This window comes from Vibrio sp. D431a, assembly GCF_030248655.1.
Lineage (GTDB): Bacteria > Pseudomonadota > Gammaproteobacteria > Enterobacterales > Vibrionaceae > Vibrio > Vibrio alginolyticus.
Genome location: NZ_JAHGAP010000024.1, coordinates 173,818 through 198,649, shown reverse-complemented (window position 1 = coordinate 198,649; position 24,832 = coordinate 173,818). Strand labels below are relative to the sequence as shown.

At 44.4% G+C, this 24,832-nt stretch carries 23 protein-coding genes; 14 read left to right on the top strand and 9 right to left on the bottom strand.

Going from position 1 to position 24,832, the window contains the following annotated elements:
* Positions 1 to 58: 58 nt before the first annotated feature.
* The 3 genes from uhpT to KJB35_RS19925 form a co-directional block, all read right to left on the bottom strand.
* Positions 59 to 1,453 carry a hexose-6-phosphate:phosphate antiporter gene (uhpT, locus tag KJB35_RS19935; protein WP_021707729.1) on the bottom strand — a complete coding sequence of 465 codons (1,395 nt, stop codon included), beginning with the start codon at positions 1,451 to 1,453 and terminating at the stop codon, positions 59 to 61.
* 405 nt (positions 1,454 to 1,858) lie between these two features.
* Positions 1,859 to 2,689, bottom strand: a complete 831-nt coding sequence (gene fdhD, locus KJB35_RS19930; RefSeq protein ID WP_213907655.1) for a formate dehydrogenase accessory sulfurtransferase FdhD — start codon at positions 2,687 to 2,689, stop codon at positions 1,859 to 1,861.
* A gap of 53 nt (positions 2,690 to 2,742) precedes the next feature.
* Positions 2,743 to 3,627: a LysR family transcriptional regulator gene (locus KJB35_RS19925; RefSeq protein WP_005376096.1), complete on the bottom strand. Its 885-nt coding sequence runs from the start codon at positions 3,625 to 3,627 to the stop codon at positions 2,743 to 2,745.
* Positions 3,628 to 4,293: 666 nt separating this feature from the next.
* Here KJB35_RS19925 and KJB35_RS19920 point away from each other — a divergent pair.
* Positions 4,294 to 6,618: an FdhF/YdeP family oxidoreductase gene (locus KJB35_RS19920; RefSeq protein ID WP_213907656.1), complete on the top strand. Its 2,325-nt coding sequence runs from the start codon at positions 4,294 to 4,296 to the stop codon at positions 6,616 to 6,618.
* A gap of 195 nt (positions 6,619 to 6,813) precedes the next feature.
* Entirely contained in the window at positions 6,814 to 7,290 is a 477-nt protein-coding gene (locus KJB35_RS19915) for a DM13 domain-containing protein (protein WP_005376099.1), read from the top strand.
* Between the two features lie 198 nt (positions 7,291 to 7,488).
* On the opposite strand, the gene KJB35_RS19910 is transcribed toward KJB35_RS19915, so the two are convergent.
* Positions 7,489 to 7,938, bottom strand: coding sequence for a YkgB family protein (locus KJB35_RS19910; RefSeq protein WP_005376100.1), 450 nt, complete (start codon positions 7,936 to 7,938; stop codon positions 7,489 to 7,491).
* Positions 7,939 to 8,084: 146 nt separating this feature from the next.
* Here KJB35_RS19910 and KJB35_RS19905 point away from each other — a divergent pair, with 146 nt between their 5' ends.
* Together KJB35_RS19905 and KJB35_RS19900 are read left to right on the top strand one after the other, a co-directional pair.
* Positions 8,085 to 8,885, top strand: coding sequence for a PhzF family phenazine biosynthesis protein (locus tag KJB35_RS19905; protein WP_176311567.1), 801 nt, complete (start codon positions 8,085 to 8,087; stop codon positions 8,883 to 8,885).
* Between the two features lie 136 nt (positions 8,886 to 9,021).
* Complete coding sequence (locus KJB35_RS19900; RefSeq protein WP_176311566.1) at positions 9,022 to 9,720, top strand: aspartate/glutamate racemase family protein; 699 nt, start codon at positions 9,022 to 9,024, stop codon at positions 9,718 to 9,720.
* Between the two features lie 67 nt (positions 9,721 to 9,787).
* On the opposite strand, the gene KJB35_RS19895 is transcribed toward KJB35_RS19900, so the two are convergent.
* A complete protein-coding gene (locus tag KJB35_RS19895; RefSeq protein ID WP_104976080.1) occupies positions 9,788 to 11,491 on the bottom strand; it encodes an FAD-dependent oxidoreductase in 1,704 nt (567 codons plus the stop codon).
* A 151-nt stretch (positions 11,492 to 11,642) separates the two neighbouring features.
* On the opposite strand from KJB35_RS19895, the gene KJB35_RS19890 reads away from it, so the two are divergent.
* From KJB35_RS19890 to KJB35_RS19880, 3 genes are read left to right on the top strand one after another with little or no spacing between them, the layout of a single operon-like run.
* Positions 11,643 to 11,933, top strand: a complete 291-nt coding sequence (locus tag KJB35_RS19890) for a metalloregulator ArsR/SmtB family transcription factor (RefSeq protein WP_005376206.1) — start codon at positions 11,643 to 11,645, stop codon at positions 11,931 to 11,933.
* Positions 11,934 to 11,938: 5 nt separating this feature from the next.
* Positions 11,939 to 12,352 carry a YeeE/YedE family protein gene (locus KJB35_RS19885; protein WP_254901900.1) on the top strand — a complete coding sequence of 138 codons (414 nt, stop codon included), beginning with the start codon at positions 11,939 to 11,941 and terminating at the stop codon, positions 12,350 to 12,352.
* Positions 12,353 to 12,366: 14 nt separating this feature from the next.
* On the top strand, positions 12,367 to 12,807 hold the full coding sequence (locus KJB35_RS19880) for a YeeE/YedE family protein (protein ID WP_154204408.1): 441 nt from the start codon (positions 12,367 to 12,369) through the stop codon (positions 12,805 to 12,807).
* Between the two features lie 36 nt (positions 12,808 to 12,843).
* Here KJB35_RS19880 and KJB35_RS19875 read toward each other — a convergent pair whose 3' ends face one another.
* The gene (locus KJB35_RS19875; protein ID WP_025767757.1) at positions 12,844 to 13,707 is read right to left on the bottom strand and encodes an endonuclease/exonuclease/phosphatase family protein; all 864 of its coding nucleotides are present in this window, start codon (positions 13,705 to 13,707) and stop codon (positions 12,844 to 12,846) included.
* A 309-nt stretch (positions 13,708 to 14,016) separates the two neighbouring features.
* On the opposite strand from KJB35_RS19875, the gene nrdD reads away from it, so the two are divergent.
* On the top strand, positions 14,017 to 16,137 hold the full coding sequence (gene nrdD, locus KJB35_RS19870) for an anaerobic ribonucleoside-triphosphate reductase (RefSeq protein WP_005388026.1): 2,121 nt from the start codon (positions 14,017 to 14,019) through the stop codon (positions 16,135 to 16,137).
* Positions 16,138 to 16,220: 83 nt separating this feature from the next.
* Entirely contained in the window at positions 16,221 to 16,691 is a 471-nt protein-coding gene (gene nrdG, locus KJB35_RS19865; protein WP_213907657.1) for an anaerobic ribonucleoside-triphosphate reductase-activating protein, read from the top strand.
* Between the two features lie 84 nt (positions 16,692 to 16,775).
* Here nrdG and KJB35_RS19860 read toward each other — a convergent pair whose 3' ends face one another.
* Positions 16,776 to 18,161: an MATE family efflux transporter gene (locus KJB35_RS19860; RefSeq protein WP_054700902.1), complete on the bottom strand. Its 1,386-nt coding sequence runs from the start codon at positions 18,159 to 18,161 to the stop codon at positions 16,776 to 16,778.
* A 120-nt stretch (positions 18,162 to 18,281) separates the two neighbouring features.
* On the opposite strand from KJB35_RS19860, the gene KJB35_RS19855 reads away from it, so the two are divergent.
* From KJB35_RS19855 to KJB35_RS19845, 3 genes are all read left to right on the top strand, one after another.
* Positions 18,282 to 19,139, top strand: coding sequence for an AraC family transcriptional regulator (locus KJB35_RS19855; RefSeq protein WP_213907658.1), 858 nt, complete (start codon positions 18,282 to 18,284; stop codon positions 19,137 to 19,139).
* 155 nt (positions 19,140 to 19,294) lie between these two features.
* The gene (locus KJB35_RS19850; RefSeq protein ID WP_064376843.1) at positions 19,295 to 20,482 is read left to right on the top strand and encodes an amino acid aminotransferase; all 1,188 of its coding nucleotides are present in this window, start codon (positions 19,295 to 19,297) and stop codon (positions 20,480 to 20,482) included.
* Between the two features lie 11 nt (positions 20,483 to 20,493).
* Positions 20,494 to 21,177 (top strand): ATP-dependent zinc protease, encoded by a 684-nt coding sequence (locus tag KJB35_RS19845; RefSeq protein ID WP_005388032.1) that lies wholly within the window; start codon positions 20,494 to 20,496, stop codon positions 21,175 to 21,177.
* A 129-nt stretch (positions 21,178 to 21,306) separates the two neighbouring features.
* Here KJB35_RS19845 and KJB35_RS19840 read toward each other — a convergent pair whose 3' ends face one another.
* Both KJB35_RS19840 and KJB35_RS19835 read right to left on the bottom strand, forming a co-directional pair.
* Positions 21,307 to 21,843 carry a hypothetical protein gene (locus KJB35_RS19840; RefSeq protein ID WP_017634623.1) on the bottom strand — a complete coding sequence of 179 codons (537 nt, stop codon included), beginning with the start codon at positions 21,841 to 21,843 and terminating at the stop codon, positions 21,307 to 21,309.
* 155 nt (positions 21,844 to 21,998) lie between these two features.
* On the bottom strand, positions 21,999 to 22,373 hold the full coding sequence (locus KJB35_RS19835; RefSeq protein ID WP_005376220.1) for a YgiW/YdeI family stress tolerance OB fold protein: 375 nt from the start codon (positions 22,371 to 22,373) through the stop codon (positions 21,999 to 22,001).
* A gap of 155 nt (positions 22,374 to 22,528) precedes the next feature.
* Between KJB35_RS19835 and KJB35_RS19830 the strand changes: the two genes are divergently transcribed.
* Both KJB35_RS19830 and modA read left to right on the top strand, forming a co-directional pair.
* Positions 22,529 to 23,980 carry a cobyric acid synthase gene (locus KJB35_RS19830; protein WP_213907659.1) on the top strand — a complete coding sequence of 484 codons (1,452 nt, stop codon included), beginning with the start codon at positions 22,529 to 22,531 and terminating at the stop codon, positions 23,978 to 23,980.
* A gap of 69 nt (positions 23,981 to 24,049) precedes the next feature.
* On the top strand, positions 24,050 to 24,805 hold the full coding sequence (modA, locus tag KJB35_RS19825; RefSeq protein WP_064376842.1) for a molybdate ABC transporter substrate-binding protein: 756 nt from the start codon (positions 24,050 to 24,052) through the stop codon (positions 24,803 to 24,805).
* Positions 24,806 to 24,832: the final 27 nt, after the last annotated feature.

The following is a 24,832-nucleotide window of genomic DNA, read 5'->3' as shown; positions in this document are numbered from 1 at the left end:
TTGAGCCATGCTTTTTAATGATCTTGCGCGCTTTACCGAAGTAAAGCGCGCAGAGAAGTTAGGCTTGGTTTTGTGCAAGTTGAAGCTTCTTCGCGTGTCGAATCTTCTTCTCTTCCGCGATAGCGACGAAAGCAAGCAAAACAATACAAATCATGGCGGAGGTATCTAGAGCTGCGAAGGTACCTTTCCAACCTGTTAAGCCGAAGATAGGTGTACCGTCTGCAATCATACCGAGACCAAGTTTCGCGAAGCTGTCACCGATTAGGTAAGCGAATGTACCTTTTACGCCGTCAGCCACACTGATTGCTTTTTTAGGGACAAAACCAACCGCGGCAACACCGATAAGAAGTTGCGGACCAAACACCAAGAAGCCCAATACAAATAGTGAGGCCAAGTACATGAACTCGCTAGTGGCGTGTTGGTAGAACTCAAGCGATACGATGATCAAACCAAGAGACACACAAGCAACCAATGCGCGGCGACCGTTTGCTAAGTCAGATAAGTAACCCCACATCAAAGTACCCACAAGCGCACCGACTTCGAATAGAGTAAAGCCAGAGATTGCCGTTTCTTTTGACAGACCAAGTTCTTGGTACGCGTATACCGTTGACCATTGGTCGATACCGATACGAACGATGTAAAGGAAGATGTTGGCAAAGCAAAGTAGCCAGATAACTTTGTTTTTAAGAACGTATTCAACAAAGATTTCTTTTTTGGTCATCTGGTTTTCTTCAGCGGCGGTGTCTTCTTCACTCACTGCTTCATCGAAAAGTTCTTCTACTTTACCTAGACCGTAAGCTTCTGGAGAGTCGCTACCAAAGCGCATACCGATGAAGCCAACGATGATCGCGATGATAGAAGGGAACACGAACATGCCGATTACGTGGCCGTCGAATAGGTAGTTGGCACCGAAAAGAGCAACACCCGCTGCGCCCGCACCACCAACGTTGTGTGACATGTTCCACAAGCCTAAGTAAGAGCCGCGTTTGTTACGAGGTGTCCATTTTGTAATGGTTGAGTAACTAGAAGGGCCACCAGTACTTTGGAAGAAACCACTTAGAGCGTAGAAAGCCACCATCAAGAACAGGCTTGCGCTACCGCCGCCCATGCTGAAGCTGAAACCAAGCATTGCAAGACCTGAAAGGATCAGCATAAAAGGGAGGAATTGCTTGGTGTTCTTACCGTCAGCGTAGTAAGACACAACGGTTTTACCGATGCCGTATGTGATGGAGAAGCCAAGGCCAATAAGACCTAGGTCTGTCATGCTCAAACCGTAAGTTGAGATCATGTCGTTTTGCGCGACATTGAAGTTCTTACGAATCAAGTACATGGTTAGGTAGCCGATAAATACGACCAAGTAAGATTGGATGAACGGTTTAAACCACATCTTTCTTCTAACTTCGACAGGAAGATCGAGGGTCGGCTTCCGCACCTGTTCGAGGAATTTTAACATGATGAACTCTCTTGTAATTGTTTTAGAAACACAACGGAGACCGTTATGCGCTCTTGTTACCTTTGACTGAGCGGAATTCTAGAGAGTGGTTTTGTGAGGCACATGAGATGGTTGCCTAGATCGGCTAGGAAAAATTCCTAGAAATGCCTAGGAAGGCGGAAAAGCGTGAAAAGAGTCACACAAAATCCTTACTAATTTATGGGTTTTTGACTGGTTTCTTATCGGATTGGAAAGCGTTCAAATGCAAGCAGGTTAATATGCGTAAGCTTAGTGCTGACAAGGGGTGAGTACGTTTGGTTGGAAGAATAGTGTCTCGTTGCTAGCTATCAATCGCGAATGAGAAACAAACAACAGAGACCCAGAGGTCTCTGTTAGAAATATTAGGAATTCGGCTAGGTTGACGTGTTAAGGCGCAGGGCTGTATAGACGCGGCGAGCCGTGTTTTGGTAAGTGAATTAGGTTCAAATGGTTTCTTCTTGCCCATTCGACGGTTAACGCTGTAGGTGCAGATAAGCAAACCAGAGTGGGGATACGCGCGCGAACGGCTTTGTGGATCAACTCCAAGCTGCAACGGCTTGTCATGATAGCGAAGCCACTTTGAGGTTCGATGTGATTGTTGGCAAATGCGCCAATCAACTTATCTAGCGCGTTGTGGCGGCCGATATCCTCTCGGCACAACTTGATGTTGCCTTGTAAATCTGCAAATAAGGCGGCGTGTAACGCGCCAGATTCACGTGCGGCTTCTTGATGCAGTGCGACTTTGTCTCGCAGCCCTTCAAATACATCGGAGCGCGGAGGAAGAGACGGTGTTAGCGGTGCTAAATCAGGCAAAGCTTGTTCCAGAGCCTCGACACCACAAATGCCGCATCCGGTTGTGCCGGCAAGATTCCGGCGTTGTGTTTTTAAAGCCCAGAAAGCGCGGTTGCTGATTTCCACTTCCGCATAGTGAGATTCGTGATCGCCACCAACTTCAATGTCTTTGATCTCTTTGAAGTCGTGGACGATGCCTGTGCTTAGGCTAAATCCTTTCACGAAGTCTTCCAGATGGCCTGGCGTCACCATCATGACCGCTTGGCTAATGCCGTTGTAGCTGATAGCTAAGGCGGATTCACTCGCCAGCGACATTTGTTGCACTGGGCGGCCATCAATCAATTCTCGGTAATTGAACGCACTTGGTTGAGGTGGTGCTTGATTGAAATCGGACAGTTCAAAATAAGATTGAGTAGTACATCTCATGAAATCACCTCATAAGCCGTTATGTATGCCAAAAATTGACGTGTGGGTTGTTGTTATCGATTGAATATGTTTTTCGCTTCTGCGAAGCACTGATCGGTTAGCGCGGAGAAGGGTTCTTGTTTTCGCTTTAACAAACCTAGCGGGGCGTGAACGGCGGCTTCTTCGATAGGGATAATGCGAAGCGTATCGTTCAACTCTTCCAATCCACAGTTTAGCGGCATAATAGCGCAACAAAGGCCACTGGTTACTGCTTGGATCAAGTGAAAGGTGGAGTTACTTTCAATGACGGTTTGCGGAACCAGCCCTTTACTCACAAAGCTAAGATCAATTGAGTGGCGATAGTGCATACCCTTCGAAAGCAGCCCTAGCGGAATGTTATTGAGTGACTCCCACAACACTTCAGATTCGGCAAAATCGAAATGACGCTCATCGAATAATACGCCAAGTTTTGTCGAGTCGAGCTCGATAACATCGAAGTAAGCGGTGTTAACTTGATCGACATAACACATCCCCAAATCTAGTTGATTGCGATTGAGTTGGTCTATGATCTGTTCGGTCGTCATGGAGAGTATTTGAAAGCGTAACTCAGGGAACTGGTGAGCTAATGGTTTGAGCAATTGCATCGGGTTTTGGCTGGCGAGTGGCACCATTCCAAGCCGAAGAGAGCCGACCAACTGACCACGGCAGTTGGCGGCTTCAGCTTGCAATCCATCATGAGCTGCTAAGACGGTTTTTGCCCAAGCTAAAATGCGTTCTCCTGCTTCAGTAAACCCTTCAAATCGTTGACTTCTTTGGATTAATTCGAGATCGAGTTCTTCCTCTAAGCTTCGGATTCTCATGGACAAGGTAGGCTGCGTAATGTGGCACAATGCGGCGGCTTGACCAAAGTGTTTGGTCTGTTCAAGTGCGATGAGATATTTAAGTTGTTTGATATCCATAATGGCTTGTTAACCTTGCGTTGTGAGTCACATGTACGGGAGAACTCCCTAAAAAGGGCACAGCACTACCGTACTTTTTAAGCGCTGGAGCGTTTTAACTGGGGAATGGAAAACCAAAACCAAGTCAAGAATAAAACCACACTCAAAATTGATCTGAATCAAGGCTATTCCTGATATTAATTAGGGTCAAATTTAAAGTATCTATAGTGTGATAGATATTATCTATTATCAAGAGTGCCGATTTTATTGAGTTTGTTAAGCGAGCTAGGTGGAATCGGATGGGAAAACGATTAACCTCATAAATTGTATTGATTAAAAATGTGATGACCGTCAGTGGAAAAATTCGTCATAGATTTTGTTTATCACTCGGTCAGGATTATCAATTGGACGCATATTGAATAACGACTTAATCTTTGATTTAGATCAAGACGCAACAATGCGAATTGAATCTACCAGTCTTAGAAACAGTAGGCGGGTATCCGATATCAAGAATCTAGATAAGTAAACGCTCGGACAAGCGAGAGCATGTTGAGTGGTTACTTATTTGGATTAAAAAATACATGGATTAGAAACTAAGCCCTTCAATACTTCCGCATTATCTCAATAAATAACGCGCTTGTTTTCACGGGCACCCTGCTTGCTGGTATATCTGCGAGGAGTAAAGTCGTGAGCCAAAAAGAACAAATAAAAACATACAAAGGTCCAGCTGGTGGTTGGGGTGCACTGAAAGCCGTAACCAGAAGTTGGTGGGGCAGTGAAAATGCAGTTAAAAACATTCGCACTATGCTCAAAACCAACCAAAATGGCGGTTTCGACTGCCCGGGATGTGCATGGGGTGAGTCGCCAGATAGCGGTAAAGTCAATTTCTGTGAGAATGGCGCGAAAGCGGTAAACTGGGAGGCGACCAATCGTCTGGTTGATCCTGAGTTTTTTGCCAATCACAGCGTTTCTTCTCTCTCAACGCAAACCGATTACTGGTTGGAATACCAAGGCCGTATCACGCACCCAATGCGATACGATGCCGAGTCCGACCACTATGTGCCTGTCTCTTGGGATGAGGCTTTTGCACTTGTCGCGAAACATCTCAATCAATTGGATTCACCACACCAAGCTGAGTTTTATACCTCTGGTCGTGCAAGCAACGAAGCGGCGTTTTTGTATCAGCTATTTGTGCGCGCATTCGGTACCAATAACTTTCCAGATTGTTCCAACATGTGTCACGAAGCCAGTGCAATAGGGATGAAAGACACCATTGGCGTTGGTAAAGGCACAGTGATCTTTGATGATTTTGAAGAAGCTGATGCGATTTTCGTGATTGGTCAAAACCCGGGTACGAACCACCCACGAATGCTTGAACCTCTGCGTGAAGCGGTAAAACGTGGTGCACAGGTTATCTGTCTAAACCCGCTCAAAGAGCGCGGATTAGAGCGTTTCCAAAACCCACAAATGCCGATTGAGATGTTGAGTAACGGCTCAGAGCCTACAAACACGGCGTACCTGCGTCCTGCTTTGGGCGGAGACATGGCTGTATTTCGTGGCATCGCGAAATTCTTGTTGCAATGGGAACGCGAGGCATTGCAAAACGGTGGCAAAGCGGTATTTGATCGTGAATTCATCAAGCAACACACAACAGGTATTGATGAGTATTTGGCTGAAGTGGACGCAACCTCTTGGGAACACATCGCGGAACAATCGGGTCTTGATTTAAGTGAAATCGAGATGGTGGCGAGCATGTATCGACGTGCAGAACGTGTGATCATGTGTTGGGCGATGGGGTTGACTCAGCATCGTCACTCTGTGCCAACCATTAAAGAAGTCGCAAACGTGCAAATGTTACGAGGTAACGTTGGTAAGTCGGGAGCGGGGCTTTCACCAGTGCGTGGTCACAGTAACGTTCAGGGCGACCGTACGATGGGCATTGATGAAAAACCTTCAGATCTGTTGTTGGATCGCATTGAAAGTCGATTTAACTTTGCCGTCCCGCGTGGTGAAGGCCACAACACTGTGCAAGCCATTAAAGCGATGGAAGAAGGGCAAGCGAAAGTATTTATCGGTTTGGGCGGTAACTTTGCACAAGCAACGCCAGACACAGAACGTACGCACAACGCGATGCGAAACTGTAATTTAACCGTACACATTTCGACGAAGTTAAATCGTTCTCACCTTGTCACAGGTAAAGATGCGCTTATTCTTCCATGCTTAGGCCGTACTGAGATTGATCAGCAAGCGACTGGCCCACAAGGCGTGACGGTTGAAGATACCTTCAGCATGGTACATATCTCATTTGGTCAGCTAAAACCGCGTTCGGAGCATTTGCGTTCAGAACCAGCGATTATTGCCGGTATTGCCAATGCTACACTCGGGGCAAAACCAATTGATTGGTTGTGGGCGATTGAAGATTACGACCGTATTCGCGATTTGATTGCCGACACGATTCCGGGCTTTACCGACTTTAACCATAAGCTTAAACACCCGGGTGGATTCCACTTGGTAAACCCAGCTGCCGAGCGTCGATGGAATACACCAAGCGGCAAAGCACAGTTCAGCTCTAGCGAGTTGCCGAAGCAGTTGATCAGCGAAGCGATACTCGAAAAAGGCCAAAAGCCAGATTTGATCTTGCAAACCATGCGCTCACACGACCAATACAATACGACACTTTACGGCTTGAATGACCGTTATCGTGGAGTATTTGGTATGCGCGAAGTGCTGTTTATCAATGAAGAGGATATTCGTAAACTCGGTTTTGAACCGGGAGACAAAGTGGACATGGTGTCATTGTGGGAAGATGGCGTTGAGCGCCGTGTGAGCGGATTTACGCTTGTTGCCTATGATGTACCAGCAGGTCAGGCGGCGGCTTACTATCCAGAAACAAACCCATTAGTTCCTTTGGACAGTTATGGGGATAGAACGTTTACGCCAACCTCTAAGTTTATTGCGATAAAATTGGAAAAATCGATATCCGATAAGATCGCTTTGGTGGAAGCGGAATAGTGACCAAACCGGCACAACGACATTTCCGATAAGCAAACGGCTGATATTAATTATCAGCCGTTTTTAATTGCGCTCAGTCTGCATTTAGTGCGCATAGCTTGTGTATAATGTTAATGACATTATGCTGCTCGATAATAGACAGATAAGGCCGATTTGAATCTAAATTCAAGTAGTAAAACTAATAAGAAGATGCTTATGACCTTGAAAAATATAATTAAATTAACAATCAGTCACTTAGTGGCAGTTTCTATTGGCATTGCGATAGGTATCTATACTTTACCGATCCTTATTGCACCACCTGCGCCGACCGATGAGCAAGTTGCTAAGAGTAAGCAAGGTGCAGAATACAGCGCAGTGTTTAAGAGGGAACTCAAAGGTAGCGATGCTTTTCATTGGGGAGAGGGAGAGATTCATTTGAGTTCTGAAGTCATTACGTTGGTAGGAAAACTCGCTCCCGGACCAGACTATAAACTCTATCTATCTCCTAAGTTTGTCGAAACGGAACAAGAGTTTAATGACCTTAAATCTGAGATGAGCTTAATTGGTGATGTCAAAACGTTCGATAACTTCGTTGTTGAGGTTCCTCAAAGCACTTCAATTTCTGAATACAATACGGTTGTTGTATGGTGCGAGACATTCGGTGAGTTCATTACTTCGGCAAAGTATCAATAAACCTTAGCAGTAGAGTGAAAGGCTTTTCTTTTCACTTTACGCTAGGATGTTGTTTCGCATAATTAAGAGGCAAAGACTCTTAAACATTCTAAATTTAAGAGCCTTTATTTAGAGTTATTGACAGAACCATTCGACTTGTAAGTCGTTTGCACCTTTCAGGCTACGTTCTGGAAAAACAAGATTTCGAACTATTTAGAGTTATTCTCTGTTTGGCTTGTTTCGTTCGATGACGCTAATCGCAATGGCTAAAAATAGAATATCTTTTACTAAAAAGAAGTTTGTCACCAAAACCCCATCAGACACTTTCCATGTATTCGGTGTCGTAATTAGAAAGCTGAGTGTCGCAAGAAAAATAATTGCGGCGGCTATGCCAGAAAAATAAGCGACTCGTGTGTTTTTAAGGCCAACGATTAATCCAATAGCGACAATGATTTCTGTTGCGCCAATGATGTTTGATACGGCTTGAACTGACATCACATCATACAACCAACTCATCAGAAAATGATTTTCAACGAGCGGTTGTATAAGCTTGGCCTCTGTAGGTGTGAATTTATAAATACCAATCCATATTAGAACTAAAGAAACGCCGAAAACTCCGATAAGATATCCAATTGAGTCACATTGATGATGGCTTTTTACGTTTTGCATAATTAACTACATTCTCCTGTTTGTTAGCGCTTCCAACAAGACCTATAAGGTTGGTAGAAAATTTCATAGGTTTTTTCGCTCAAACAACAGATATTAAAAATCACGTGATACAGAATTACGTGTTTGATAGAACTTAAGGATATTTCGTGGAAGTTAAAATTTTTCAGGTTGACTCGTTTACATCAGAGGTTTTCAAAGGTAATCCCGCGGGTGTTTGTATCACAGAGTCAAGCCTTGATGAGGAAACGATGTTGGCCATCGCGGCCGAGATGTCGTTATCTGAAACTGCATTTCTGTCACTCAGTACAATGCAACTTCGTTGGTTTACACCGAGGACGGAAGTTGCTTTGTGTGGACACGGCACACTTGCAACGGCGCACGTTCTGAAAGAGCAGGGGTTATATAATACTGGAGATACGATTGAGTTCGTTACGCTATCTGGGGTTTTAACCGCACAACTCGATCATGAAGAAATTCATTTGGTGTTTCCTGCTCCAACTTTAGATATGCGAGCGAGTATTAACAAAGACTTACTTCATGGTTTGGGGCTAGATGCCGCCAATGTAGTCGCCTACGGTCAGTTTGATAATAAGCAGTTGATCGTCATTAATGATGAATTTGTGCTTGAACAGCTCGACCCTGATTTTGGTGTGCTGCTTAAACAAAAAGGTCGTGGTGTCGTCATCACTGCTCAATCAAGCACTGACGCCGATTTTGTCTCTCGATACTTAGCGCCTTGGGTGGGTGTTAACGAGGACCCAGTTACAGGCTCTGCACATTGCGCTTTATGTGTTTACTGGGCTAAAAAGCTCAACAAAAAGCAACTGAAAGGCTTCCAAGCCTCTAAGAGAAGTGGGGTCGTTCATACAGAGTTGTTAAGCACTGAGCACGTTAAACTTTCTGGAAGTGCGGTAACGATATTGCGAGGATATATGAGAATCGCGTAGCGGTCCCTGTGGGAATGATTTTATTTTCGTGTTACCCAATGCTCAATAGTGAATACGCTTGAATGCTTCTTATTTAAGTGGTTAATTTTGTTTGTAACCCCCCTGACACGGTGGTGTATAACGATTGGAGAGTTATATGAAAACTATCGGCCTTCTAGGTGGTATGAGCTGGGAGTCGACGCTTAGCTATTACAAATTGATCAACGAAGGAGTAAAAGAGGCGTTAGGCGGCCTAAATTCTGCAAAAATTTGTATGTATAGCGTGAATTTTTCAGAGATAGAGAAGCTTCAACATCAAGGTAAATGGGAAGAAACGGCAAGCATTCTATCTGATGCTGCATCTTCAATAGAAAAAGGGGGCGCTGACTTCATTCTTATTTGTACTAACACAATGCACAAAGTTGCGCCTCAAATTGAAGCCAGTATTAATATCCCCATACTACATATCGCAGACGCGACTGCTGAGTTACTTCGTGAGAAAGGGGTTCAAAAGGTCGGACTCCTTGGTACTCAATTCACAATGGAGCAAGACTTTTATAAAGGAAGGCTTTCAGACCTCTATGGGCTTGATGTCATCATTCCCGATCAAGACGACCGCTCTAAAGTACATAACATTATTTATAAAGAGTTATGCCAAGGTGAAATCAAAGAGGAGTCAAGGACGATATACTTGCAAATTATTGAAAAACTAAAAGAGCAGGGAGCTGAAGCTGTGATTCTCGGGTGTACTGAAATTGCCTTACTTGTAAACCAAAGTCACACCGATGTTACACTACTCGATACCACTTCTATCCATGCTCAAGCAGCAGTCCGTTTGGCAATTGAAGGTGAATGATCTACGCTTTCTTTCCTGCAAAAAAAGAGAAAACCAAGCACGTGGTTTTCTCTTTTTTATTATCAAGTTATAAGCGAGCAAATTTGAGAGTTCTGTATCCACCAATCAAGTTGCGGGCTTTGTAACCATTGTTGACCAGCTGACGGTATGCTACGTTACCGCGTAACCCAACTTGACAGTAAATCACGATCTCTTTGTCTTTAGGAAGTTCGTGCATGCGACGACGTAGTTGATCGACAGGAATATTAATTGCACCTTCAAGATAACCAACGGACTCCAATTCACCAGGATTACGAACATCAAGTAACAGTTGGTCTTCTGTCAGTGAATCCATTTCATCATAATGAATTGCGGTCGCATCGCCTTTGATGATGTTATTTGCCACAAACGCCGCTTGGTTAATTACATCTTTAGCAGAGCCATAAGGTGGCGCGTAAGTTAGCTCGAGGTGTTGCAGTTGCTCTACCGTCATACCAGCACGCTGAGCAACTGCCATTACGTCGATACGTTTATCAACACCGTCTTTACCTACTGCTTGCGCACCTAATATTTTACCTGTTACTGGATCAAACAGCATTTTGAATGACACGGTTTCTGCACCTGGGTAGTAACTCGCGTGACTTGCTGTATGCACATACACTTTTTCATAAGCGATGTTTTCACGTTTCAGCTGTTTCTCGTTTTTACCAGTAGAAGCGACGGCTAAATCAAAAATCTTACAGATCGCCGTGCCTTGCGTACCTTGGTAAGTTTCTTGGCGGCCAAGCATGTTGTCTGCTGCCATTCGGCCTTGACGGTTTGCCGGGCCCGCAAGTGGCACTAGAGTTTGCTCGCCAGTCACAAAGTCTTTCTCTTCTACCGCGTCGCCGACAGCGTAGATCGAAGGATCGCTGGTTTGCATGTATTCATTGGTATAAATACCACCAAGAGCGCCGATTTCTAAGCCAGCTTCTTTCGCTAATTTGGTCTCGGGGCGAACACCAATTGCCATAATCAAAATATCGGTGGTGAGTCTTTCACCGTTGTTTAGTGTTAATTCCAATTCACCTTCTAGATGTTGGTGTTTTTCGCTCTCACCAGAGTCGAAACTTGCCACGTGCTCGTTAGGTACGAATTTCACCGACTCAAGTGCGACGCCAAGTTTAAGGTCGATGCCTTTCTCACGAATTTCAGCATGTGCGAAGCCAGCCATTTCACGGTCAACGGGCGTCATCACTTGATCCGCCATTTCAACTAATGTGGTTTTTATGCCTAGCTGGTGGAAGGCTTCCATCATTTCCAAACCGATAAAACCACCACCAACGACCGTAGCGTGTTCAACTTTGTTGGTTTCGATCGTTTTAATGATGCGATCCATATCTGGAATATTGCGCAGCGAGTGCGTTAACGGGTTATCAATACCCGGAATAGGCGGCACAACTGGACCTGCGCCAGGGCTGAGTAGAAGAAAGTCGTAGCTCTCTTGGTATTCCGAGCCATCAAGCAAATTCTTAACCGTAACCGTTTTGTCTTGACGGTTAATAGAAACCACTTCGTTCATCACACGGACATCAACATTGAAACGCGCTAAAAAGCTCTCAGGCGTTTGAAGAAGCAGTTTGCTGCGCTCTTGGATATCACCACCAATGTGATAGGGTAAGCCACAGTTTGCAAATGACACAAATGGACCGCGTTCAAACATAATGATTTCTGCATCTTCACTTAAACGACGAGCGCGAGCTGCTGCAGATGCACCTCCAGCAACCCCACCAATAATCACGATTTTGCTCATGGATTTCTCCTGCTGAATGATCGAAAACGCCTACACCTTACTTAAATAAATTAGCTGAGTCTAATGTTATTTAATCTACATTAGCATTGACTTAATAATATTAATTAGTAATATCTAATGAAATGTAATGTAGTAATGAAGAGGCATAAGAATGGGCGACAGTATGCTACAAAGTGCGACCGAAGCGAGTGAGCTGCTTAAAATTATGGCTCATCCAGAGCGCCTAATCGTGATGTGTAAGCTGATTGAAGGCGAGAAAGGGGTCGGTGAACTGTTTGAAGGTTCATCATTAAGCCAATCTGCTTTTTCACAACATCTCACCGTATTGAGAAAGCACGACATCATTAAAGCTAGGAAGGTTTCTCAGCAGGTATTTTATTCAATTTCTGATGAAAGAGTTGGTCCGCTGGTTGAAGCGTTTAAGCAAGTTTTCTGTAAGTAATTAGTTTGGCGGATGCTATGTTTGAAGTTCCTTGGATGTCGCTTTTGGGCGGCATAATAGTTGGCGTATCAGCGATAACACTGATGCTATTTACTGGCAAGACTGCTGGGATCAGTGGGATCTTAAACGGTGCCGTTGAGAGCGCAGACCGCGTTTGGCGAATTGTTTTTTTAATTGCGATGGTATTAGGTGGCTTGTTTGCTGTTTATGTTCTTGGCGGGCATGTACCAGATCAGTACAGCGGTTCTCTTATTTTAGTTATCGTTGCTGGCTTGTTAGTCGGTGTTGGTACGCGTATCGGCAATGGTTGTACTAGTGGCCATGGTATTTGTGGGATAGGGCGTTTCTCAATCCGTTCTGTGGTCGCGACGTGTACTTTTATGGCCACAGCCATGTTAACCGTCTTGCTAGTATCGTGAGGAATAGTGCCGTTATGAAAACTCATGTAATGAAAAGTATTAAGCAAATGTCCGTTGTTGCATTTTCTGGTGTGCTCTTTGGTATTGGTATGGTGGTCTCTGGTATGGCTGAACCGGCAAAAGTGATTGGCTTTCTCGATATTACTGGAGCATGGGATCCAAGCTTAGCCTTTGTAATGGGCGGAGCACTTGTTGTGTTCGTTCCTGCTTATCTTTTATTAATAAAGCCAAGAAGCGAATCTGTGTTTGGTGATGAGGTTGTCTGTCCGACTTCTAAAACGATAGACAAAAAGTTAGTCGGTGGTGCAGCACTGTTTGGTATTGGTTGGGGCTTACTGGGTGTGTGTCCTGGTCCTGCGGTTGCCAGCCTTTTTACTGGCAACACACAAGTTCTGCTCTTTATAGCGGCAATGTTGGTTGGGTCATTCACCGCTAAAAGAGTGGTTCGTCAATAAAGAAAGTACTTCAACGTTAAAAAGAGTACTTAAACGCTAAAAAGTGAGTGTCGTAGAAACCGGGCAATGGTCACTCAGTTTATAGTCGAGTACATCTTGTGTTTTGAAAACGGTTTGAACACCAGACGACGCCTTTAAATCACCACTCGCAATGATGTGGTCTATCACCGAGCGGAATTGGTGGGTTTTATTCGGATTACGATTAGAGCGCACTTTACATTCCGCTTTAGTGTCTTTAGTCACTAGCTTTGCACTAGTATTGTCCGATATCACGTCCCACAACCAATCTCCTTGATAACCCAAGTTGTGGTTAAAGTCGCCAAGCACGACATAATGTTGTTTGTTGTCCTCGCGCGCCTTTATCCACTTAGCTAGTGCCTGTCCTTGTTGTTTCACTATCTTACAATCGCGGTTATTACGATACGCGCCACTGCAACCCGCTTTCAGATGTACAGAGAGTAGGTGAGTCTCGTTTTCTTGGTTTGGATTTAAAACAAGGTAGCTCGCGAAGCGAAGCTTGCTGTTGCCTCGTGTGATAGAGAAGTCTGGCTTGTCTAATACGCTTACGCCATTGCGCACGGCAAAGCCTGTGTATTGGTTGGTGTCGTTAAACTGAAGGTGTCGGTTGGAGGCGTTTGAACGATCGGAAAGATAAATAGTGAAGTCATTGCCAACGGCTTTTTGGATGGCAGCAGCACTTTCGACTTCTTGAAAAGCAAAAATGTCGGCTTGTGTTTTATCCACATAGTGGGTCAGCTTTTCAAAATCTTGTGGTGTTCTCGACACTTTTCCACCATCTATAGATAACCATTCTATGTTCCAACTGGTTAGATTGATGGAGTTTTGAGCAAATGAAAGAGAACTAAAAAGTAATATTAACGTAACAAAAAGTGATCGCATTTTGGCCTGTTGCACTCCTATCTTTTAGCGTATTCCTTTCCATCCTTTATCCTACAAGACCTCCAAAAATAGCAAGTAGATTTAGTACCAATTTTGCAATTTTCATGGTTTTCTTCGCAACTGAGATCAACGCCAATAAGATCGATTTCTTCTTGTTCGCTAGCCAATCTTTATTGATCAAAATCAATGTTTTCGAGTGGTGCTTCTCGTTAAATACGCCACAATATATTGTGTTGCCAGAATAACAAATAACCCCATATAGTGTGTTTGTGGATAACTCTGTGAGTATGCTCGGGTAAGGAGAACAAAGTGAAACCAATCGTAATCAAACGCGACGGATCAAGAGCTCCGTTCAACAGGGATCGTATCCAAGCAGCAGTTGAAGCAGCAGCGGAAAACAAAGATAAGGATGTCGCTATTTATGCTCTTAATGTGGCTCTTGCTGTCGAGTTACAGTTAAGAGAACACGATGAAGTTCACATCCATGAGATTCAAGACTTAGTCGAAAATGAACTCATGCAAGGTCCTTACAAAGCCCTAGCGCGTTCTTACATTGAATATCGCCACGATCGCGACATCGCTCGTGAGAAGCAAAGTGCACTAACTCGCGAAATCGAAGGTTTGATTGAAGAAAGTAATCTGGATCTAATCAACGAGAACGCGAACAAAGACGGCAAAGTAATTCCGACTCAACGTGACTTGTTGGCTGGTATCGTAGCGAAACACTACGCGAAGACGCACATCCTTCCTCGCGATGTGGTTCAAGCGCACGAAGTGGGTGACATTCACTACCACGATTTAGACTACGCACCGTTCTTCCCAATGTTTAACTGTATGCTTATCGATCTTAAAGGCATGCTGACGCATGGTTTTAAAATGGGTAACGCTGAGATTGATACGCCAAAATCAATTTCGACTGCAACAGCGGTAACAGCACAAATCATTGCTCAAGTCGCGAGCCACATTTACGGCGGTACAACCATCAACCGTATTGATGAAGTTCTAGAGCCGTACGTAATCACAAGCTACGAGAAACACCTAGAGATTGCAAAAGAGTGGAACATTGCTGAGCCAGAAGAGTTCGCAAAAGCGCGCACTGAGAAAGAGTGTTACGACGCATTTCAATCTCTAGAATACGAAGTAAACACGCTGCATACAGCGAACGGTCAGACCCCATTCGTTACGTTCGGTTTTGGTCTTGGTACAAGCTGGGCATCCCGCCTGATCCAGAAATCGATTCTGAAGAATCGAATTGCAGGTCTAGGTAAGAACCGTAAAACAGCGGTATTCCCTAAACTGGTATTCGGCATCAAAGATGGCTTGAACCACAAATCAGAAGATCCAAACTACGACATCAAGCAACTTGCGCTTGAGTGTGCGTCTAAGCGTATGTACCCAGACATTCTTAACTACGACAAAGTAGTGGAAGTAACGGGTTCATTCAAAACCCCAATGGGTTGCCGTAGCTTCCTTGGTACTTACGAAGAAAACGGTGAGCTGATTCACGAAGGTCGTAACAACCTTGGCGTCGTGAGCTTGAACCTTCCTCGTATCGCTATCCGTGCAAACGGAAGCGAAGAGAAATTCTACGAGCTTCTAAATGACCGCCTACGTCTTGCTCGTAAAGCACTAGAGACACGTATCTCTCGCCTTGAAAACGTGAAAGCACGTGTGGCCCCAATCCTATACATGGAAGGCGCATGTGGTGTTCGCTTGAAAGCAGACGACTCAATCGCAGATATCTTCAAGAACGGTCGTGCGTCTATTTCTCTTGGTTACATCGGTGTACACGAGACAATTAACGCGCTATTCGGTACAGAAGCGCACGTTTATGATGACGCTGTTTTGCGTGAAAAAGCGGTCGCGATCATCAAGCATCTAAAAGATGCTGTGAATCAATGGGCTGACGAAACAGGTTATGGTTTCAGCTTATATGCAACGCCAAGTGAAAACCTATGTAGCCGTTTCTGCCGCATCGATGCGAAAGAGTTCGGCGTAATTGAAGGCGTAACAGACAAAGGTTACTACACCAACAGCTTCCACCTAGATGTTGAGAAGAAGGTGAACCCATACGACAAGATCGACTTTGAGATGCCTTACCCAGAAATCTCAAGCGGCGGCTTTATCTGTTACGGCGAGTTCCCGAACATGCAACGTAACGTTGAAGCACTAGAAAACGTATGGGACTACAGTTACACCCGAGTGCCTTACTACGGAACTAACACGCCAATTGATGAGTGTTACGAGTGTGGTTACAACGGTGAGTTTGACTGTACAAGTAAAGGCTTCACTTGCCCAAGCTGTGGCAACCATGATTCAACCAAAGTGTCAGTGACACGTCGTGTTTGTGGCTACCTAGGCAGCCCAGATGCACGCCCGTTTAACTTCGGTAAGCAAGAAGAAGTGAAGCGCCGAGTTAAACACCTGTAAGGTTAACTACCACTCGTTTTACACTTTGAAAATCAACTTTAAACAGGTTGATTTTCTCTTTCGCGATAACACAGAGACGCATTATGAATTACCACCAATACTATCCAATTGACGTTGTTAACGGACCGGGTACGCGCTGTACGCTGTTTGTGTCGGGTTGTGTGCATCAGTGCCGTGGCTGTTATAACCAGTCGACGCAACGTTTGGATTCTGGTGTACTTTTCACGCAAGAAGCGGAAGACAAAATCATCGCTGACTTAAACGACACGCGTATCAAACGCCGTGGCTTGTCGTTGTCGGGTGGAGATCCGCTTCACCCTGCTAATGTGCCTCATATTTTGAAGATAGTGAAAAGGGTGAGAGAGGCGTGCCCAGGTAAAGACATTTGGGTTTGGACTGGCTACACGCTGACGGAACTGAATGACGCGCAAAGGGAAGTGGTGCAATACATCGATGTTTTGATTGATGGTAAGTTTGAACAAGACAAGAAAGACCTCAATCTCGAATGGCGTGGCAGTTCAAACCAAATCATTCATCGATTTACGGACATCTAATCAAGCATTCTCCGCACATAAAAAGAGCTCACGCGTGCAGAACGGGTGAGCCCTTTTGGTGTGAGTTCGTTAATGTCTTTTTGGTTACGCTGTCACCGATTGGTCATCTTCAACCATATTATTTATCCAACGTTTAGATTGAATACGGTAAGTCGTCAGTACGCCTTTCACTAACTCTTCCGCGAGCAGAGACATCAAGACAAAATGCAAAGGCAGCCCTAACACCATGCCTGTGTAATAAGTAAGGGGGATGCCAATAGCCCACTGACCGAACGTGTCGATGAAAATGCTATAGCGAATATCAGCGCCACTCTTTAGTACGCCGCCAATCCCAACCATGTTAAACACCCTCAAAATCATACCTAGCGCCATGACTAAACATACGTTAAGTGCCATGTCTGCATCGGTTAACGGGCTCAGTACCAATAGGTGATGAATCATGGGCGAGCTCAACCACACTAGGAAAAACAGCAAGGTGGCTAAGATTGCGCTGGTTAACACATACCACCACGCCGTTTTCTCGACTCGGTCATAATGTTTTGCACCAATATCATTCCCAAGAAGAACGGATGCAGCGACCGCAAATCCCATAAAGGTTGAAATCAGTACCCCTTCAATCGGTGATAAGAATGAGATGATCGCCAGTTCTGAAACGCCCAATTGACCATAGATGATGCTGTAAACGATCAATCCACCAGTCCAAAGCGCATCGTGGACCAACATGGGTAAAGAAACCTTAAAGTACTTTTTTCGATACTGTTTTAAGCGGCCTTGTACCCAATCGAACTTAGTCGGAATTAGGTAAGCATATCGTTTGTAGAAAAAATGAATCAAGACGGCGGTTTGGAAAAATCGAGAAACAAAACTACCTACGGCTGCACCAAATACGCCCCATTGAGGGAAACCAAATAAACCAAAAATCAAAACATAATTAAGCGCGACGTTAACGACAATGGCGGAGATACTAACGTTGGTTGCCAGTTTGGTTTGGCCCACGGAGCGCAATACCGCTTCAATCGGTACTACTATCGCCGTAGCAATGAGGCTAAAGCCCGTAACCACAAGATAATCACGTGCATAAGTGACGTATTCAGGATCGTCTGACATAAAAGAGACGATCTCTTCATCAAAAATCGCATAAAGAGCGATAAACGGCAGCGTCACCAAAATGGAAATAAACCACGATTGCGCCAACGTTCTGCGAATTCCGGCTAGGTTTCCTGAGCCGTAGTATTGAGAAGCAAGTACGGTAACTGCACCGCATAGGCCAAAGACAACCGCTAGGTTGAAGAAAAAGATACGATTTCCAACTCCAACTGCTGCCGTTGCAGATTCACCGAGTAGGCTTACCATGAAAATATCCACGACGCCGAGCAAAGCAAAAAGCATGGACTGAAGTGAAACAGGTAGGCCAATCGTAATCAGTTTTTGCCAAAATACTTTATCGATGTATTCGCGTGTTAAGAGCATCGCATTTCTCCTTAAAGATTAATGCGAGTAGTTTATCCTCATGATTTGGCGGTGTATTTTTCAAAGGAATCCAAAACCTTTGTAAAACTCTCTACTAACGCACATGTGAGCCAATAAATCATGGAAGATAAACAAGAACGCTACGCGATTTCTGAAAAAACTTATCAAGAGTTTATTGATCACAGTCGAGTATTAGCACTTGAGGAGAGAGGCATTGTGCAGTGCGGCATTGCCACTTGTCGTGACTTCTTCTCTGTTTATCGTAAAAACCAAAAGAAACACATGCTGCTCTATACGGTGCGTGGTAAAGGGTGGCTAGAGAGTGGGGCTTGTCGATACGATTTGGAACCGGGCTCGTTGATTACAGTACCCGCAGGTGTTGAAAACGGTTTTGGTATAGAAGAAGAACCTTGGCAGATCGCGTGGCTTTTTCTTGCTCCTGATAGAGAGTGGCCGATATTAGAATGTGATGTTCGCTATCAGCTTTCATCTACACCTGAAGTGATGTATGCATGTATCCAAACACTACTACGCAGCATTCACCTTCCAATCGATTATGGTGGTGCGGTAGGTGAGCATAGTGTGGCTCAGTTAGAGCTGATGTTAAACATGCCGCCCTCAGAGTCGATATCACGCAGCCAATTGAGGCTTCGGCGTGTATTTGACCTTGTCCAACGTCAGCTCCATAAGGATTGGAGCGTTGAGCAGGTAGCGGCTCTATATCCATGTTCGGAGCCTCATTTGCATCGACTGACTCAAAAGCAGTTTGGTCGAAGCCCAATGGCACATTTAACGCGTATGCGCATGGAATATGCTGCTAGGTTACTTCGTTCAACAGAATGGCCAATTCAGCATATTGGAGAAATAGTCGGATATCCGACCAGCGCTAACTTTAGTACACGTTTTAAAGCGTGGTCGACCATGACACCAAGAGAGTTTAGAAAAAACGGTAGAGTGGATTGGTACGACGAGGAGTGAATCGTTCTTTTTCTGAACGATAGAGCGCACAAAACTCACCGCAATCCAGAATTTTGTTCTCTAATTGATGAAATAAGTGAAAAATCATTTCGTCATTTTTTGCGATGGTGTTAACGTGAGGTTCGGTACTTGAATTTCAAAGGGTTATGACTTTCATGTTTTCTAATCTCCCAACTCCCGTATTAGATCCTATTTTATCTCTATCCGTTGCATACCGTAACGATGAACGTCCAAACAAGGTTGACCTTGGCATTGGCGTATACAAAAACAGCGCAGGCGAAACGCCGATCATGAAAGCCATTCAAATGGCGCAGGATGTCGTTGTTGAAACTCAAAAAACCAAATCTTACGTTGGTCTTGCGGGTTGCGAAGAATTTAATAAAAGCATGATCGATTTGCTACTGACGGGAACGTCAGCAATGGATCGTGTTGCTGCCATTCAAACGCCAGGTGCAAGTGGTGCGCTGCGTATGTTAGGTGACCTAATGAAGGTCGCACAGCCAGATACGACGGTTTGGATTTCAAACCCTAGCTACGTAAACCATAAACCAGTGATGGAAGCGGCAGGTCTTAAAGTTAAGTTCTACCATTACTTTTCTCCAGAAACGAAACAAGTAGACACCGCAAAAATGATGGATGATCTTGCGAAAGCTGGGCCTTCAGATGTGGTACTTCTTCATGGTTGTTGCCACAACCCAACTGGTGCAGATATTGACTTCTCTGCTTGGCAAGCCATTACAGAATTGTCGCAGAAGAACGGTTTCATCCCATTTGTGGACATTGCTTACCAAGGCTTCGGTGATGGCCTAGAAGAAGACGCAAAAGGTCTTCGTTTTATGGCAGATAACGTTGAAGAGATGTTGATTACTACTTCATGTTCGAAGAACTTTGGTCTGTACCGTGAACGAACTGGTGCAGCGATTGTGGTTGGTAAGAACATGCATGATGTAACCAATGCAAAAGGTAAACTCCTCACTCTAGCTCGCTCGACTTACACGATGCCACCCGACCATGGTGCAGCTTTAGTTAAGACCATTCTGCAAGATGACAATCTCACTTCCGTTTGGAAGCAAGAATTGAGTGAAATGCAACATCGTTTGGTTAGTCTTCGTCAAAGTTTGTGTAACGAGTTGAGAAACAACCATAATACAGATCAATTTGATTTCATTGAGGGTCACAAAGGCATGTTTACTGTGCTAGGCTTTAGTGGAAACCAAATGGCGCAACTGCGTGAAGATTATGGCATTTATGGTGTTGGCGATGGTCGAATTAACATTGCCGGACTTACCGAAACTCATATTCCATACGTAGCGGACGCAATTAAGAAAGTATCTCAAGCTTAATTGGAGTGTGGATGAAAAACTGGAAACTGATTCTGCCGCTTATGATGAGCGGCAGTTTAATTGCTTGTACGTCAACTCAAACGACGCAGGAACCTGTTGAGCCAGAGTCGCCAAAGGTCGAAGAGCCCGTTAAAGTCGAGCCAGAAGTGAAACCTGATGTAGATCCAAAGCCAGAGGTGGAGCCCAAACCAGAAGCGAAACCTGAGAAAAAGCCGGAACCAAAGCCTAAGAAGCCAGTCAAGGTCACAAAAACACCCGATGGCATGTTAATTCTTGGTTCTGAAGAATGGGTTTATGTTCCTGAAATTGACCAGACTTTCAAGGCTAGAGTCGATACAGGTGCGACAACATCATCAATTAGTGCGACTGACATTGTTCCGTTTGAGCGTGATGGTAAAGACTGGGTTAAATTTAAGATAGATTTAGGTGACAAAGACACCAAAGAATTTAAAGTACCCGTTGAGCGCTGGGCTAAAGTTAAGCAGTCTTCGTCAGAAGAGGTGGATAAACGAGCGGTGGTAAAAGCCTACATTACCGTTGGGGATCACAAAGAAAAGACAGAGTTTACGTTAGCGGATCGCGGACATATGACGTTTCCAATTTTGCTTGGTCGAAGCTTTTTTAGAGATATCGCCGTTGTAGATGTATCGAAAAAATATGTGCAAGATAAACCTAAAAAAACCGCTAAAAACTGATGTATTACAGCTAGTTTCTGCTACAAGCTAATAATTCGTGATTAACAAAAAATGGCCTCCAAAATTGGAGGCCATTTTTATTGAATCATATGCTTGCTTGTGATGCCCTGGTAGTCATAGTCATGTCCACTAAAATGCAAAACGAGCAGACATTACAATTTGCTGGCCATAGACACCATTATTTTTGAAATCTGCACCAAGCGATAGTTGCTGAGTAGAGTGGAATCGTGCGCCCAGATTGTAAATGGTGTTCGAATCGTCATTATCTATGATTTGGCCGATACGGCCATGTAGCTCAACATTTTGCATAAACCAAATACGAGTGCCAATATTCACTTCCGTGCGCCACTCGTCACCCACTTTATCACTGCCGTTCTCTTTAATGTTGTGTACCAACATTTGGCCATAAATATCTGCAAATTGGCCTGCTGGCCCATTAAAGCCTATACCACCAGCAATGTCCCAGTCTCCGCTAAACTCACTGTCTGCGCGAGCAATGAAATGGGTATTCTCTGTAAAGTAGGTATTGAACTCGCCACCAAATGTACCAGGGCTAGTGCCCATGCGAAATTCCATCGTGTTGTAGTTGAAATTATTTGCATGTGCGGAAAGTGGCAAAATAGCACACAAACCAAAGGCTGCAACCTTTAGAGCTTTACCTAGCATGGTGTCTCCGGGCAAGATGATTAAAATGAACAAAAAAATGGTCTGCAAAAAGCAGACCAAGATTGATAAAGCTATCATTTTAAGTGCTTGCCGTCACTATTTAGCTGTAATCGTCACTACATCATGTTGATATGCACAGCAATCGGGGTTTTGTTTTACATGACCACGAGTTGTTCGACTTCAATCTCTGGTTTGTTCCCGCCTTCAAATTCGCCAAACAGGCGGACTTTAGTCGTGTGATCAATCGGAGTATTTAGCTGAATATCGTCATCGAGTTCGACCATCACTTCACCGGAACCATCGCTAAAGACAAACTTATCCGCGCGAACTTGACGCAATAAGTTACCTTCAACGACCACATCTTTTTCAGTAAACATATTGGAGTCGTTTAGCAACGCATCCAATTTTTCCACAGTGACAGGACCGTTAAACTGCAAGTTTGATTGGTTTTGAGCGTTATCTTTCGCGAACGCGATAGAAGGAGCAATAGCTAAGGCGGCGATTGTTGCGATAATTGTATTCTTTTTCATGTTACATCCTCATCGGTTTGTTTTGATGGGTTCATTAAAACAGGGCTTGTTTGAACCAATGATGATTTCAACATTCATATTCTATTCATTTGCTTGAGTAAGTGGGGACGATGACGTTATGATTGTTCATCTTCCTCTATTCCTTACAAATGTTCATGAAATCAGCGATCTCATCTTTAATGGTTCAAGGCACCACTTCGGATGCCGGAAAAAGTGTCCTTGTGGCAGGTTTATGCCGTGTATTAGCAAGAAAAGGGATAAATGTTGCCCCATTTAAGCCACAAAACATGGCACTAAATAGTGCGGTAACCAAAGATGGCGGTGAAATAGGTCGAGCACAGGCCGTTCAGGCACAGGCGTGTAATATTGAGCCAACCGTACATATGAATCCGGTTTTAATTAAACCTAACAGTGATACAGGTGCTCAGATCATTTTGCAGGGTAAGGCGATTTCCAATATGGATGCGGCTGGCTTTCATGATTACAAGAAAGTGGCGATGGACACGGTGTTAGATTCCTTCTCTCGTCTGACTCAAGAATTTGATTCGATCATTATCGAGGGCGCGGGGAGTCCTGCTGAAATCAATTTACGAGAAGGCGATATTGCAAACATGGGTTTTGCTGAGGCCGCTGATGTACCAGTGATCATTGTTGCTGATATTGATCGTGGTGGAGTGTTTGCACATTTGTACGGAACACTTGCGTTACTTTCTGAATCTGAACAAGCGCGAGTAAAAGGATTTGTTATCAACCGTTTTCGAGGTGATATTCGTTTATTGCAATCGGGCCTCGATTGGCTAGAAGAAAAAACAGGTAAACCTGTACTTGGTGTACTTCCTTTTCTTCATGGTTTGAATTTAGAAGCAGAAGACGCGATCACTGCACAGCAAGAGTTGCACTCTGAGGTAAAACTGAATGTTGTTGTGCCTGTTTTAACCCGGATTAGTAATCATACTGATTTTGATGTGCTGCGATTGAATCCAGACATCAATCTACGTTATGTAGGTAAAGGCGAAAAAATAGATAAAGCCGACCTGGTTATTTTGCCTGGGACCAAATCGGTCAGAGACGATCTGGATTATCTAAGAAGCCAGGGGTGGGATAAAGATATCTTTCGTCATATTCGTCTTGGTGGAAAAGTGATTGGTATCTGTGGCGGCTACCAGATGCTTGGAAACTTGATTGATGATCCAAACGGCGTCGAAGGCCAACCAGGTCAAAGCGAAGGACTTGGCTTGCTTGATATCACTACGACGCTAACTAACAGCAAACAGCTTACAAACACACAAGCACAGCTTTCTCTTAACGGCAAAACAGCCAATGTAAAGGGTTATGAAATCCACGTAGGGCGAAGTGAAGTACGGGGCCTGCAACCTCTTACATTCAGTTCCGGTGAAGCGGAGGGGGCGATCAGCGAGTGTGGCCAAATCATGGGAACCTACCTTCACGGGTTCTTTGACGAGGCAGATGTCTTAAGCCTGGTATCAGAATGGGTAAACGGCACCCAAATCAAACAACAAGACTTTGAAGAGTTAAAGGAGCAAGGCATTAATCGCATCGCAGATGCGATAGAACAACATATGCGCCTTGATTTTTTGTTTAAATAGCACATTAACTGATTGAACTTTATATTCAAATAACCTGTTCTTTCGCTTGCCTTGTATTGGAGTATCTCTATGAAAGCATGGAAACAGCATGCTTGCCTTGCGGCAGTATTAAGCATTTCATTTTCAGCAAACGCAGCAACGAACCTAAAAGTGTATGCAGCCTCTTCTATGACGAATGCGATTAACGAGATCGCGCAAAACTTTGAAGAAAAGTATGACGTTTCTATCACTCCCGTTTATGGTGGTTCTTCTTCTATCGCTCGACAAATTATCAATGGCGCACCAGCGGATGTATTCATTTCTGCGAACACGAAATGGATGGATTATTTGGTCGATAAAGACGTCATTTTTCGTGACAATGTCACAAATCTAGTGCGCAATAGCTTAGTGTTGATTGCTCCCCAGTCTTCAGAATTAACCTCATTTAACTTTTCTGATTCAAAGGCATGGGAGAAGGCATTGCATGGAAATCGTCTTGCTTTAGGCAATCCGACGTCAGTACCTGCTGGTATGTACGCGAAAGAGTCATTGACTACACTGGGTGTATGGAAAGCGGTTCAAACTCACGTCGCACCAGCAAAGAATGTGCGCTTAGCTTTGGCGTTGGTTGAACGTGGAGAAGCGCCTTTAGGTGTGGTCTACAAAACCGATGCTCAGTTAACTGATAAAGTCAAAATTCTCGGCGAATTTGCGAGTGATACGCATGCGGCTATTGTTTACCCGGCTGCAATTGTGAATGATTCTACTGAGTCGGAGCAGTTCTTCCAGTACCTAAAATCGGACGAAGCCGCACGCGTTTTTGCTCAATATGGCTTTCAGCAATAGACCGGCCTTCAATTATAGGAACGAAGC

Excerpts from the sequence above, each read along its gene's own strand:
- KJB35_RS19880 (WP_154204408.1), top strand. The coding sequence starts at position 12,367 with ATGAAAACTCATGTAATGAAAAGTATTAAGCAAATGTCCGTTGTTGCA.
- KJB35_RS19875 (WP_025767757.1), bottom strand. The coding sequence starts at position 13,707 with ATGCGATCACTTTTTGTTACGTTAATATTACTTTTTAGTTCTCTTTCA.
- uhpT (WP_021707729.1), bottom strand. The coding sequence starts at position 1,453 with ATGTTAAAATTCCTCGAACAGGTGCGGAAGCCGACCCTCGATCTTCCT.
- KJB35_RS19830 (WP_213907659.1), top strand. The coding sequence starts at position 22,529 with ATGAAATCAGCGATCTCATCTTTAATGGTTCAAGGCACCACTTCGGAT.
- fdhD (WP_213907655.1), bottom strand. The coding sequence starts at position 2,689 with ATGAGATGTACTACTCAATCTTATTTTGAACTGTCCGATTTCAATCAA.
- KJB35_RS19850 (WP_064376843.1), top strand. The coding sequence starts at position 19,295 with ATGTTTTCTAATCTCCCAACTCCCGTATTAGATCCTATTTTATCTCTA.
- KJB35_RS19925 (WP_005376096.1), bottom strand. The coding sequence starts at position 3,627 with ATGGATATCAAACAACTTAAATATCTCATCGCACTTGAACAGACCAAA.
- KJB35_RS19845 (WP_005388032.1), top strand. The coding sequence starts at position 20,494 with ATGAAAAACTGGAAACTGATTCTGCCGCTTATGATGAGCGGCAGTTTA.
- KJB35_RS19855 (WP_213907658.1), top strand. The coding sequence starts at position 18,282 with ATGGAAGATAAACAAGAACGCTACGCGATTTCTGAAAAAACTTATCAA.
- modA (WP_064376842.1), top strand. The coding sequence starts at position 24,050 with ATGAAAGCATGGAAACAGCATGCTTGCCTTGCGGCAGTATTAAGCATT.
- KJB35_RS19910 (WP_005376100.1), bottom strand. The coding sequence starts at position 7,938 with ATGCAAAACGTAAAAAGCCATCATCAATGTGACTCAATTGGATATCTT.
- KJB35_RS19900 (WP_176311566.1), top strand. The coding sequence starts at position 9,022 with ATGAAAACTATCGGCCTTCTAGGTGGTATGAGCTGGGAGTCGACGCTT.
- KJB35_RS19915 (WP_005376099.1), top strand. The coding sequence starts at position 6,814 with ATGACCTTGAAAAATATAATTAAATTAACAATCAGTCACTTAGTGGCA.
- nrdG (WP_213907657.1), top strand. The coding sequence starts at position 16,221 with ATGAATTACCACCAATACTATCCAATTGACGTTGTTAACGGACCGGGT.
- KJB35_RS19890 (WP_005376206.1), top strand. The coding sequence starts at position 11,643 with ATGGGCGACAGTATGCTACAAAGTGCGACCGAAGCGAGTGAGCTGCTT.
- KJB35_RS19835 (WP_005376220.1), bottom strand. The coding sequence starts at position 22,373 with ATGAAAAAGAATACAATTATCGCAACAATCGCCGCCTTAGCTATTGCT.
- KJB35_RS19895 (WP_104976080.1), bottom strand. The coding sequence starts at position 11,491 with ATGAGCAAAATCGTGATTATTGGTGGGGTTGCTGGAGGTGCATCTGCA.
- KJB35_RS19840 (WP_017634623.1), bottom strand. The coding sequence starts at position 21,843 with ATGCTAGGTAAAGCTCTAAAGGTTGCAGCCTTTGGTTTGTGTGCTATT.
- KJB35_RS19860 (WP_054700902.1), bottom strand. The coding sequence starts at position 18,161 with ATGCTCTTAACACGCGAATACATCGATAAAGTATTTTGGCAAAAACTG.